Origin of the sequence: Methylobacterium sp. WL6, from assembly GCF_008040095.1 — a bacterium.
Taxonomy (GTDB): domain Bacteria; phylum Pseudomonadota; class Alphaproteobacteria; order Rhizobiales; family Beijerinckiaceae; genus Methylobacterium.
Genome location: NZ_VRVH01000133.1, coordinates 1 through 12,030 on the forward strand (window position 1 = coordinate 1; position 12,030 = coordinate 12,030).

Here is a 12,030-nt window from a genome sequence, read left to right on the forward strand (position 1 = left end):
CGCCCAGCCCCGCGATCGCCCCCACCATGCGCTCGCCCCGCCGCACCGGGCCGACGCCGGCCGGCGTGCCGGTGAAGATCAGGTCGCCCGGCTCAAGCGCGAAATAGGCCGAGAGGTAGGAGATCTGCTCGGCGACAGACCAGATCATGTCGCCGAGGTCGCCGCGCTGGCGCTCGGCGCCGCCGACCGAGAGGGTGATCGGTCCGGCCGCCGGATGGCCGATCTCGGCGACCGGGTGGATCGGGCCGATCGGGCCGGAGAGGTCGGCCGCCTTGCCGAGGTCCCATGGCCGGGCCAGGGCCTTGGCCTCGTCCTGCAGGTCGCGCCGGGTCATGTCGAGGCCGATGGCGTAGCCGTAGACGTGTTCGCGCGCGGCCTCGACCGGGATGTCGCGGCCGCCGCTGGCGAGCGCCGCCACCAGCTCGATCTCGAAATGGTAGTTCTCGGTGCGCGGCGGATAGGGGTGCCGCGTCGGCTCGGGCCCGCAGGGCTGCAGCGCGTCGGCCGGCTTCATGAAGAAGAACGGCGGCTCGCGGTCGGGGTCCTTCCCCATCTCGCGGGCATGCGCCGCGTAGTTGCGGCCGACGCAGTAGACCCGGCGCACCGGGAACAGGTCCGTGCTGCCGGCGACCGGCAGGGCGACGCGGGGCGGGTTCGGGATGACGGACAGCATGGCGTGCCTCGTGAGACAGGGGCGGGTCGTCGTTCGGGCATCGGGTGGACCGGGTGCCCGCTGCGGCTAGTCTTAGGCCACCGACCGGTCCATGCCAGCCCGCAGCGTTTGCATCGCGGCCGCGTCCGCGAGAGAATCCCTGCCGAAGAACCGATCATGACCGAACCCACCCTCGCCCCGGCCCCGTCCGCCGACACCCTCCTCGAAGCCCTGCGCGCGCGCCTCGGGGCCGCCCATGTTCTGACCGACCCGTCCGACCTCGCCCCGTATCTCGTTGAGTCCCGAAAACTCTACCGCGGCTCGGCGCTCGCCGCCGTTCGGCCGGGCTCGACCGAGGAGGTCGCCTTCGTGGTCGAGGCCTGCGCGGCGGCGGGCGTCGCGGTGGTGGCGCAGGGCGGCAACACCGGGCTCGTCGGCGGCGGCGTTCCGCATGGCGGCGTGGTGCTGTCGCTTGCGCGGATGAACCGCGTTCTCGCGCTCGATCCGGTGAACGCCAGCATCGTGGTCGAGGCCGGCGCGATCCTCGCCGAGGTGCAGGACGCGGCCGACGCCGCCGGGCTGCTGTTCCCGCTCTCCTACGCCTCGCGCGGATCGGCGCGGATCGGCGGCGCGCTGGCGTGCAATTCCGGCGGGATCGCGGTGCTGGCCTACGGCAACGCCCGCGACCTCGTCCTCGGGCTCGAGGTGGTGCTCGCCGACGGCCGGGTGTGGAACGGCCTCAAGGCTCTGCGCAAGAACAACGCCGGATACGACCTTAAGCACCTGTTCGTCGGCTCGGAAGGCACCCTCGGCATCATCACCAAGGCGGTGCTGAAGCTCTTCCCGAAGCCCGCCTCGCGCACGGTCGGGTTTGTCGGGCTGCCCTCGGCCCGCGTGGCGCTCGACCTGTTCGCGCGCCTGCGCAGGCGCGCCGACCGGGACCTCACCGCCTTCGAGTTCATCCCGCCGGTCGGGCTCGACATGGTGCTGCGGCACATGCCCGGCACGGTCCGCCCGCTCGCGGGCGAGCACGGCGCCTACGCCCTGATCGAGCTCGCCTCCGCCCGGCCCGACGCCGACACCCGGGCCGAGCTCGAGGCGGCGCTCTCCGAGGCGATCGAGGACGGGCTCGTGGAGGATGCGACGCTCGGGGCGAGCGAGGCGCAGAACCTCGCGCTCTGGGCCTTGCGTGAGCATCTCTCGGATGCGCAGGGCTACGAGGGCGGCTCGATCAAGCACGACGTGTCGGTGCCCCTGTCGCGGCTCGCCGACTTCGTCGAGCAGGCGAGCGCGGCCTGCGAGGCGGCGATGCCGGGCCTGCGGGTCTGCGCCTTCGGCCATGTCGGCGATGGCAACATGCACTTCAATTTGAGCCAGCCGGTCGGCATGGACAAGGCCGCGTTCCTCGGCACCTGGGCGGACTTCAACCGCATCGTCCACGACATCGTGACCGCGATGGACGGCTCGATCGCCGCCGAGCACGGCGTCGGCCTGATCAAGCGCGACGAGCTGCAGCACTACGCCGACCCGGTCGCCCTCGACCTGATGCGCGCGATCAAGGCCGGCCTCGACCCGCAGGACCGGCTCAACCCGGGCAAGGTGGTCGCCCTCTCCGGCGATCCGCAGCCCGCCCTGCCCTGAGCCGACCGCCGCGGAGTGCCGAGCCGGCTGGATTTCGATTGTGCGACGCACCATGTCTTGCCATGATGCGATGACGCATCGCGCCATAAATCGGCTCTCCGGCCGGTCCAAGGTTCGAATCGCGACTGGTCGGGAGAAGACCGGGAGCGTGCGGGTTTCCCTGCGTTAGCGGGGCGTTAACGGCTGAGGTTGCGTTTTATCGTCAACCCCGGTCGCGGCGCCCGGCGCCAGGGTCCGGCACTTGCTTGGGTCCCCGCCTGCCTTCGCAGTCGCGAAGGCGACGGCCGGCTCGCGACGAGACGTTTCAAGGAGACCATCGAGATGCCCACCTCTCAGGCCCGCGTGCAGACCGCCGAGGCGAGCCGCTACCTGCAGCAGCTCTGCCGCCACTGGAGCCACAAGTTCCCGGTTTCGGCGACCCCCGAGCACGGCACCGTGCCGTTCAGCGAGGACCGCGTCTGCACCTTCGACGCCGAGCCCGACGCCCTGCTGATGCGGATCGCCACGTCCGATCCCGCCGGGCTGACCCGCCTGGAGAACGTCGTCTCCGACCACCTGATGCGCTTCGCCTTCCGCGAGAGCCTCGGCGAGATCACCTGGTCCCGCGCCGCTTGACTCGATGGACCCCGCACCGATCTTGCACCACAGGATCGGACGTTTCGAAGGGGTCGCGATGAACGCGCATGCTGAGCCGCCGGTCGCGAGGTCGGCGCACGAGGAGCGGCTCGACCGGCTCGCGACGGTTGCGGTCCGGGTCGGGCTCAACCTCCAGCCCGGGCAGGAGCTTGTCCTGACCGCGCCCCTCGACGCGCTGCCGCTGGCGCGTGCCATCACCGCCGAGGCCTACCGCGCCGGGGCGTCGCTGGTGACGACCCTGCTCGGCGACGACGCCGCGACGCTCGCGCGCTTCGCCCACGCCTCCGACGCGGCCTTCGATACAGCCGCCGGGTGGCTCTATGCGGGCATGGCGGAGGCCTACCGCAACGGCGCCGCCCGCCTCGCGATCAGCGGCGACGACCCGTCGCTGCTGTCGGCCCAGGATCCGGAGAAGGTCGCCCGCGCCAACCGGTCGCGCTCCAAGGCCTACGTGCCGGCGCTCGAGTTGATCGCCAACTTCGCCACGAACTGGACCATCGTCTCGGCCGCGACCCCGGCCTGGGCCCGCACGGTGTTCCCCGACCTCCCCGAGGCGGAGGCGGTCGCCAAGCTCTGGGATGCGGTGTTCGCCGCCTCCCGCGTCGACGGCCCCGATCCGGTCGCCGCCTGGGCCGCGCACAACGCCCACCTCCACGCGCGCAAGGACAGGCTGAACGGACACCGCTTCTCGGCGATCCGCTTCCGGGGGCCGGGCACCGACCTCACCGTAGGCCTCGCCGACGACCACGAATGGTGCGGCGGCGCGGCGACCTCGCGCAGCGGCATCACCTGCAACGCCAACATCCCGACCGAGGAGGTCTTCACCACGCCGCACAGGGCGCGGGTCGAGGGCCACGTCGCCAGCACCAAGCCGCTCTCGTACCAGGGCACCCTGATCGAGGGCATCCAGGTGCGGTTCTCGGAAGGCCGCATCGTCGAATCGGCCGCCACCCGGGGCGCCGACGTGCTGGCCCGCGTCCTCGACACCGACGAGGGCGCCCGCCGCCTGGGCGAGGTCGCGCTGGTGCCGGCTTCCTCGGCGATCTCGGCATCGGGGCTGCTGTTCTACAACACGCTCTACGACGAGAACGCCGCGAGCCACATCGCCCTCGGCCAAGCCTACTCGAAATGCTTCGTGGGCGGTGGCGCGGACTTCTCGGAGGACGACCTCGCGGCACGCGGCGCCAACCGCAGCCTGATCCACATCGACTGGATGATCGGCTCGGCCGAGGTCGACGTGGACGGCATCGCCGCCGACGGGCAGTCCGTGCCGGTGATGCGCCGCGGCGAGTGGGTCTGACGGCCGAGCCCGGTCCGTCACGCCGCGGGATGCACGGCCGAAAAAAACCGATTAAGACGGCGCCATGGCAGGACATTCCCATCGCGACGCCCGCGGTCGCCCGCTCGTCGCCGTCACCGGTCTCGGCATCGTCTCCTCCCTCGGGCACGGCCAGGACGCGACCTGGACCGCCCTGACGCAGGGGCGATCCGGCATCCACGCGATCGCGCGCTTCCCGACGGACGGGCTGCGCACGCGCATCGCCGGCACTGTCGACTTCCTCGACACCGATCCGCTGGTCGCCCCCGCGCTCTCCGAGCGCTTCGCCCGCGTGGCGGCCGAGGAGGCGGTGACGCAGGCCGGCATCGCCGCGGCCGGAGACTTCCCGGGCGCCCTGTTCATCGCAGTGCCGCCGGTCGAGATGGAATGGCCGCAGCGCCAGGCCCTGGCGGAGGCCTGCGGCGGCGAAGGGCCGGTGACCTATGCCGGCCTGCAGCACGCGGCGGCCTCGCGCAAGTTCGACGCGTGGCACGACCTCTTCATCTTCGGGACGGTGGCCGACCGCATCGCCGACCGCTTCGGCACCAAGGGCTCGCCGATCTCGCTCTCCACCGCCTGCTCGTCGGGCGCCACCGCGATCCAGCTCGGCGTCGAGGCGATCCGGCGCGGCGAGATGACGGCGGCGCTCTGCATCGGCACCGACGGCTCGGTGAACCCGGAATCGCTGATCCGCTTCTCGCTGCTCTCGGCGCTGTCGACCCAGAACGACCCGCCGGAGACCGCCTCGAAGCCGTTCTCGAAGAACCGCGACGGCTTCGTCATGGGCGAGGGCGCTGCCGCGCTCGTACTCGAGGACGCGGCCTCGGCCGTCGCGCGCGGCGCGACGATCCTCGGCTACGTGCTGGGCTGCGGCGAGAAGGGCGACGGCTTCCATCGCACCCGCTCCAGCCCCGACGGCGCGCCGATCATCGCGGCGATCCGTGCCAGCCTCGACGATGCCGGGATCGGGCCGGAGGCGGTCGACACGGTCAACGCCCACGGCACCTCGACGCCCGAGAACGACCGCATGGAGGCGATGGGCCTGATGGCGGTGTTCGGGGACGCCGCCGCGCGCATCCCGGTGACCTCGAACAAGTCGATGCTCGGCCACACGCTGACCGCCGCCGGGGCGATCGAGGCCGTGATCTCGCTGCTGACGATCCGGCACGGGCGCATTCCTCCGACGATCAACTACGCCGTGCCGGATCCGGCGATCCCGCTCGACATCGTCACCGCGGCGCGCGACCTGCCCGTGGCGCGCGTCCTGTCGAACTCGTTCGGCTTCGGCGGCCAGAACACCTGCCTCGTGCTCGGGTCCGAGCCGGCATGAGCGCGGCACCGACCGCGGCTCGCCGCATCCTGGTCACCGGCGGCGCCTCGGGCCTCGGCTCGGCGATCGTGCGGGCGATGGCGGCCGCCGGGCACGGCGTCGACTTCACCTTCCGCGCGTCGCAGGCGCCGGCCGAGGCCCTGCTCGCCGAGCTGCGCGACCGCCATCCCGACGCGGATTTCGAGGCGATCCCGCTGGATCTCGCCGACCGCGGCGCCCTCGACGCCTTCTGCGAGGCGGCGGAGGCGAAGAGCTATTACGGCTTCGTCCACAATGCCGGCCAATCCTACGACGCGCTCGCCGCGATGCTCGATCAGGAGCGCGCCGAGGCCCTGATGCAGGTGAACTTCTTCTCGCTGACGCGGATCGCCAAGAGCCTCGTGCGCGGGATGATCCGGGCGCGGGCCGGGCGCATCGTCGCGATCGGCTCGGTGGCGGCGCTGCGCGCCAACACCGGCAACGCGGCCTATGCGGCGACCAAGGGTGCGCTGATCGCCTATTGCCGCACCCTGGCGATCGAGTCGGCCAAGCGCGGCGTCACCGTCAACGTGATCGCCCCGGGCTTCGTCGACACCCCGATGATGGCCGGATACGCCGCCCACCGCGCCGGCATGGAGCGCCAGATTCCCGCCGGCCGCTTCGCCGACCCGACGGAGGTGGCGGCGCTGGCCGCCTTCCTGATGGCGGATCCCGCCGCCTACGTCACCGGCGCGGTGCTGCCGGTGGACGGCGGCCTGACGGCGATGATGGGCGTCCACCGCTGATCATGCGCGCCTCCCTCCTCGTCCGTCCGGCCCTCGCCGGCCTGCTGCTTCACCTCGGCGCCGGTGCGGTGCGGGCCGATCCGGTCCCGTACCGCGTTGACGGCCTGCCGCGCGGCGAGACGCTGAGCATCCGCGCCGAGCCCGACCCGGCGGCCGAGGTGGTCGGCGAGATCCGCGCCCGCGCGCTCGTCGTCGGCTGCACCAACGACACGCCGAGCCGCACGACGTGGTGCCGGGTCAAGGTCGGCCGGGTCTTGGGCTGGGCGCGGCGGCGCTACCTAGCACCGGAATGAGATCCCCGTCACGGATTCGGTCGCGCAGGCCGATGTGATGGCAGCTCGGGCTCCAAGCGATGCGGAATCGAACGACCCATCCCTGCATCTCGTCGGTCTCGATCCTCGCCTCGAGGAATGGCGTGGCGAGCAGGACGCGGCAGCCCGTGACGATCTCGGCGTTGTCGCACCGCCATGCGCTGGTGCTGCGGACGGATGAGATATGTTACGGCCACCCCGCACCCTCATCCCGAGGTGCCGGAGCGAAGCGGAGGCCTCGAAGGAGAACTCCAGGGATCGCTCCGCCCGCTGGAGGGCTCCTACGAGCCCCGCTGGCGCGAGCACCTCGGGATGCGGGCGTGATTGGGATCGGCCGAGGTCCGGGCGGGGTCGGCCAAGCGTTTGAAAGTCATCCGATGCAAGCCCTGCAACTCTTCGGCGACCGCGACCTGCGCCTGACCGAGGTCGAGGCGCCCCCTCCCCCCGGTCCCGGCGAGGTTCGGGTGCGCGTCCGCGCGGTCGGCCTGAACTTCATCGACGTCTGGGGCTTTCGCGGGATGGCCTTCGCCAAGCGGCGTCTGCCGCTGACGGTCGGCGCCGAGGCCGCGGGCGAGATCGCCGAGCTCGGCGAGGGCGTCGAGGGGCTCGAAGCCGGCGACAAGGTCGTGCTCTACGGCGCGATGACCTGCGGCCGATGCCGCGCCTGCACCGAGGGCCGCGACAACCTCTGCGAGGATGTCGGCGGGGTGATGGGCTTCCACATCGACGGCTTCGCCCGCGAGTTCGTCACCATGCCGGCCCGGCTCGTCGTCAAGGTGCCCGACGCGGTCAGCCTCACCGACGCGGCCTGCGCCGGCATCGCCTTCGGCACGGTGCAGCACATGCTGTTCGACAACGCCAAGCTCGAGCCCGGCGAGAGCATCCTGGTCCATGCCGGAGGCTCAGGGATCGGCACCGCGGCGATCCGCATGGCCAAGGCCATCGGCTGCACCGTCTACACGACGGTGGGCGACGACGAGAAGGGCGCCAAGGCCGCCGCGCTCGGGGCCGACCACGTCGTCAACTACCGCACCGAGCGCTTCGAGGGCGAGGTCCGCCGGCTGACCAAGCGGAAGGGCGTGGACGTGGTGTTCGAGCATGTCGGCCCCGACACCTGGAACGGCTCGCTGCTCTGCCTCAAGCGCGGCGGCCGCCTCGTGACCTGCGGCTCGACCTCGGGCGTCTCGACGACGATGAACCTGATGCAGCTGTTCCAGCAGCAATACCGCATCATCGGCTCGTTCGGCTGCCGGCTCGCCAACATTGCGGAATCGCTCGACAAGATGGCCGACGGCATCCGCCCCGTCGTCGACACCGTCTATCCTCTGGCGGACTTCGCGCAGGGGCTCGAACGGCTGGAATCGCGCAAGGTCTTCGGCAAGATCCTCGTGAGCTTCTGACGCCCTCCCCTGTCGCGATGAAATGATCTAAGCCCGCGGAGCTTCCCGCGCGGCGTCGCCCGCCGCGCCCGCGCCCCGCCTCGACGGGACGCCTCCCACCCGAGAGTGACCCGTTGCTGCGCCTCGCCCTGACCCTGAAGCGCAACCTGCCGCGGCTCGCCGGCTATGCGATGCTGCCGCTGATCCGCGCGGTGTTCTGGCTGTCGCGGGTCCTCGGCCCCGAGCGCGCGGGGGATGCCGGCGGCGCGCTGCTGCGCGCGCTCGGGCCCTGGCTGCCCTCGCACCGTACGGCGCTGGCGAATCTGCGCGCCGCCTTCCCCGACGCGTCCGAGGCCGAGATCCGAGGGATCGCGCGGTCCGCCTGGGACAATCTCGGCCGCACCGGCGCCGAGTACGCCCATCTCGACACGCTGTTCGACTTCGACCCCGCCGACCCCGCGACCCAGCGCATGCAGGTCGAGGGCCTGGAGCATTTCCTGGCGCTGCGCGACGACGGCCGCCCGGGCCTCGTGTTCTCGGCCCATCTCGCCAACTGGGAGCTGCCGGCGATCTGCGCGGCGAAGTTCGATCTCGAGACCACCGCGGTGTTCCGCGCGCCGAACAACCCGGCCGCGGCGCGCCTCGTGCAGGAGGTCCGGCGCAAGACCATGGGGGGGCTCGCCGCCTCCGGGCCGGGCGGCGCCTTCGCGATGCAGGGCGTGGTCGAGCGCGGCGGCCATCTCGGGCAGCTGATCGACCAGCACTTCACCCGCGGCGTCGTGGTGTCGTTCTTCGGGCGTCCGTGCCTGGCGAACCCGCTGCTCGCCAAGCTCGCCCGCCACTACGATTGCCCGGTGCACGGCGCGCGCGTGGTGCGCCTTCCGAACGGCCGGTTTCGGCTCGAGCTGACCCCGCCCCTCGACCTGCCGCGCGACGCGGACGGGCAGATCGCGGTGGCCGGCGCGATGCAGGCGATGACCGCGATCGTCGAGGGCTGGGTGCGCGAGAATCCCGGGCAGTGGTTGTGGATGCACCGGCGCTGGCGGCCGAACATGCTGCCGAAGGCGCGTGCGACCGAGGTCGCCGAGCCTCAAGCCAACGTGATTTCCCAGCCGGCGTCGCGTGCGCTCTCCTGAGGCGATGACGGCGACCCACGCTCGTTCCCACGCGTTCGTCCCGATCCGCGTCCTGCTCGCGGCGTTGGCCGCCGGCCTGCCGTGCGGTCCGGCTGCGGCCGAGCCGTTGCGCGCGGTGGTCGAGCTGTTCACCAGCCAGGGTTGCGCCGCCTGCCGCTCGGCCGATCCGGTGATCGGCGACCTCGCCCGCCAGCCCGGCATCCTCGCGCTGACGCTTCCCGTGACCTACTGGGACTATCTCGGCTGGAAGGACACCCTGGCCCAGCGCCCGTTCGGCGAGCGGCAGCATGCCTATTCCGGCGTGCACGGCGCGCGCCAGATGTTCACGCCCCAGGCCGTGATCAACGGCTCGGCCTCGACCGTCGCCTCGGACAGGGCCGCCCTGGAGAAGCTGCTGCGCGAGGCGAACGCCCGCGGCGGTCTCCCCGTGCCGGTCCGCGGCGAGGAGCGCGACGAGCGGATCCTGATCGAGATCGGGGCCGAGCCGGTACCGAAGGCGGATCTGAAGGGCGACGTCTGGCTGGTTCCGGTCCTGCGCAGCCGCCCGGTCGCGATCGGCGGCGGCGAGAACCGCGGCCGAACCGCCACCTACGTCAACGTCGTGCGCGGCCTGCAGCGCCTCGGGCCCTGGACCGGCCAGGCGGTGCGGTTCGAGGTGCCCCGAACGGCGGCCCGCGTCGCGGAGGCGGATGCCTGGGTCGTGGTGGTTCAGGGGACGGTCGGCGGTCGGCCGGCCAGGATATTCGGCGCCGCCAAAGGACCCGGTCTCTGAAGGGGCCCGGTCGCTGCGGCACGGAGCCTCGAACCGGAGCAAGCCCCGCCCGGGATCCTCACAATCGAGCCTCACCCGCAGCCGGGTCATGCCCCGTCGTCGTCGACGCCCGGCGTCGCGGCTCGGTCCTACGGGTCGAGCCCTTCGGCGATGCGGCGGCGGGCGCGCAGCGTCTCCATGCGCGACACCGAGAACACCGAGGCCTCGTAGAGCAGCAGCATCGGCAGCGCGAGGGAGAGCTGCGAGATCACGTCGGGCGGCGTCAGCACTGCGGCGGCGACGAAGACGAGGACGATCGCGTAGCGCCGCTTCTCGCGCAGGAACTTGGCGTCGATGATGCCGATCTGCCCGAGCAGCGTGAGGATCACCGGCAGCTGGAAGGCGATGCCGAAGGCGAAGATCAGCGTCATGATCAGGGAGAGGTACTCGTCGACCTTCGGCAGCAGCGCGATCGTCGGCTCGCCGGCGACGCCGACCTGCTGCAGCGACACCGAGAACTTGATGAGCAGCGGCATCGCCAGGAAGAACACGACCAGCGCGCCGAGCACGAAGAACACCGGCGTGGCGACGAGGTAGGGCATGAACGCCTTGCGCTCGTTGCGGTACAGGCCCGGGGCGACGAAGGCGTAGATCTGCGTCGCGATCACCGGGAAGGCGAGGAACGCCGCGCCGAAGACGCTGAGCTTGATGTTGGTGAAGACCTGCTCGAGGAAGTGCGTCGCGATCAGCTTGGCGTTCTCGACCCCGACGATCGAGACGTAGGGGTGGACGAGGATGTTGTAGATCTCGCGCGAGAAGAAGAAGCACCCGAAGAACATGATCACGAACGCGATCAGCGACTTGATCAGCCGTGCGCGCAATTCGATCAGGTGGTCGAGGAGCGGCGCCCGCGACGCCTCGATCTCGGCCTCGTCCGTCTGGTCGATCATCGCTTAATGGCCTGCGGCCGGTGCGGAGGGGGCCGGGCCGTGCGGCGCGGGCGTCGGGTCCGGGGCCGGCCCGTAGGGGTCGTCGACGGAGCCCGGGACGGGAAGCGGCTCGGGGGCGGCCTGCACTTCCGCGACGGGCTGGGCGACGGGCTGTTCCAGGGCCTTCGGCACGTCGTAGGCGCCGCCGGTCGTCGGGGCCGCGCTCTCGGCCGCCTTCAGCTGCGCGGTGGCATCGGCCAGCGTCGCCGAGCTCGGCTTCGGCGCGCGGGCCTCGACGGCGCCCTTGAGCTCGTCGCGGATGGTCTGGACCGGGTTGAAGCCGCCGCTCGCGCCCCGCACCGTGTCGCGGATGCCGTCGACCTCCTTGCGGACGTCGTCGAGCTCCGCCTCGCGGATCGCCTCGTTGAACTGCATCTGGAACTCGCCCGCCATGCGGCGGACCTTCCGCGTCACCTGCCCGACGGTGCGCAGCGCCTTCGGCAGGTCCTTCGGCCCGATGACGATGAGGGCGACGCCGCCGATCAGCATCACCTCCCCCCAGCTCATGTCCAGCATGTCGTCGACGGTCCTGCAGCCTCGGGCCCGTCGCCACGGCGCCGACGGGCCTCGGGAAATGAGCCGTGCCCCCACGCGGGGGCGCGGGCCCGGGCCTCCTCAGACGGGCTTGCGCTCGCCCTGCGGCAGGTGGCTCGCCGGGATCGCGGTGCCGGGGCTGGTCTCGCCCGCGTGCGGGATGGTGCGGACGGGCTCGGCCGGGGCGACGGGCGGGGTCGCGGCCTGCGTCGGCGCCTCGTCCTCGGCCATGCCCTTCTTGAACGCCTTGATGCCCTTGGCGACGTCGCCCATCAGGTCCGAGACCTTGCCGCGGCCGAACAGCAGCATCACGATGACGGCGACGACGACCCAGTGCCAGATACTCATGCTGCCCATGGCAACCTCCTGCGCCACGAGTCACGCATCGTGAGAGACGTGTCCGCGTCGGCACGTGTCCGCGGTTGAATTTCGGGCAGAACCTAGGGACCGCGCCGGGTTAACACAAGCGGTCAAACCCGGATCGCCCCGGCAATCCCATGCGGGGACCGCGCCCCGTCAGGCGGCCTGCGCTAGGGCCGCGGCGAATTGCGCACGGGCCAGCGGCAGGTCGAGGCCGTCGCGGGCGCCC

At 71.8% G+C, this 12,030-nt stretch carries 13 protein-coding genes; 9 read left to right on the forward strand and 4 right to left on the reverse strand.

The genetic code is table 11. The annotated features are described in order from the left end of the window. Positions 1–673 (reverse strand): fumarylacetoacetate hydrolase family protein (locus FV230_RS16845; RefSeq protein WP_147843216.1); only part of this gene is annotated, 673 nt, incomplete at its 3' end. Between the two features lie 156 nt (positions 674–829). Here FV230_RS16845 and FV230_RS16850 point away from each other — a divergent pair. The 9 genes from FV230_RS16850 to FV230_RS16895 all read left to right on the forward strand — a co-directional run bounded on the left by FV230_RS16850 (position 830) and on the right by FV230_RS16895 (position 9,939). After that, positions 830–2,293: an FAD-binding oxidoreductase gene (locus tag FV230_RS16850; protein WP_147843217.1), complete on the forward strand. Its 1,464-nt coding sequence runs from the start codon at positions 830–832 to the stop codon at positions 2,291–2,293. A gap of 321 nt (positions 2,294–2,614) precedes the next feature. Further along, positions 2,615–2,908: a DUF2218 domain-containing protein gene (locus FV230_RS16855; protein WP_147727054.1), complete on the forward strand. Its 294-nt coding sequence runs from the start codon at positions 2,615–2,617 to the stop codon at positions 2,906–2,908. Positions 2,909–2,966: 58 nt separating this feature from the next. Continuing rightward, on the forward strand, positions 2,967–4,229 hold the full coding sequence (locus tag FV230_RS16860) for an aminopeptidase (protein WP_147843218.1): 1,263 nt from the start codon (positions 2,967–2,969) through the stop codon (positions 4,227–4,229). Between the two features lie 64 nt (positions 4,230–4,293). Next, entirely contained in the window at positions 4,294–5,577 is a 1,284-nt protein-coding gene (locus tag FV230_RS16865; protein ID WP_147843219.1) for a beta-ketoacyl-ACP synthase, read from the forward strand. Next, positions 5,574–6,341 (forward strand): SDR family oxidoreductase, encoded by a 768-nt coding sequence (locus FV230_RS16870; protein ID WP_147727051.1) that lies wholly within the window; start codon positions 5,574–5,576, stop codon positions 6,339–6,341. Before FV230_RS16865 ends, FV230_RS16870 begins: the two co-directional genes overlap by 4 nt. 2 nt (positions 6,342–6,343) lie before the next feature. Next, positions 6,344–6,634 carry an SH3 domain-containing protein gene (locus FV230_RS16875; RefSeq protein ID WP_147843220.1) on the forward strand — a complete coding sequence of 97 codons (291 nt, stop codon included), beginning with the start codon at positions 6,344–6,346 and terminating at the stop codon, positions 6,632–6,634. A gap of 395 nt (positions 6,635–7,029) precedes the next feature. After that, positions 7,030–8,052 carry a zinc-binding dehydrogenase gene (locus tag FV230_RS16885; RefSeq protein ID WP_147843221.1) on the forward strand — a complete coding sequence of 341 codons (1,023 nt, stop codon included), beginning with the start codon at positions 7,030–7,032 and terminating at the stop codon, positions 8,050–8,052. Positions 8,053–8,165: 113 nt separating this feature from the next. Further along, positions 8,166–9,167: a lipid A biosynthesis lauroyl acyltransferase gene (locus FV230_RS16890; RefSeq protein ID WP_147843222.1), complete on the forward strand. Its 1,002-nt coding sequence runs from the start codon at positions 8,166–8,168 to the stop codon at positions 9,165–9,167. Between the two features lie 4 nt (positions 9,168–9,171). Further along, positions 9,172–9,939 (forward strand): DUF1223 domain-containing protein, encoded by a 768-nt coding sequence (locus tag FV230_RS16895; protein WP_147843223.1) that lies wholly within the window; start codon positions 9,172–9,174, stop codon positions 9,937–9,939. Between the two features lie 128 nt (positions 9,940–10,067). Here the strand turns inward: FV230_RS16895 and tatC are convergent, their stop codons facing one another. The 3 genes from tatC to FV230_RS16910 form a co-directional block, all read right to left on the reverse strand. After that, entirely contained in the window at positions 10,068–10,868 is an 801-nt protein-coding gene (gene tatC, locus FV230_RS16900) for a twin-arginine translocase subunit TatC (protein ID WP_147727046.1), read from the reverse strand. A gap of 3 nt (positions 10,869–10,871) precedes the next feature. Then, complete coding sequence (gene tatB / locus FV230_RS16905; RefSeq protein WP_147727045.1) at positions 10,872–11,423, reverse strand: Sec-independent protein translocase protein TatB; 552 nt, start codon at positions 11,421–11,423, stop codon at positions 10,872–10,874. A 99-nt stretch (positions 11,424–11,522) separates the two neighbouring features. Beyond that, positions 11,523–11,798 (reverse strand): twin-arginine translocase TatA/TatE family subunit, encoded by a 276-nt coding sequence (locus tag FV230_RS16910; protein WP_147727044.1) that lies wholly within the window; start codon positions 11,796–11,798, stop codon positions 11,523–11,525. Between the last annotated feature and the right edge of the window lie 232 nt (positions 11,799–12,030).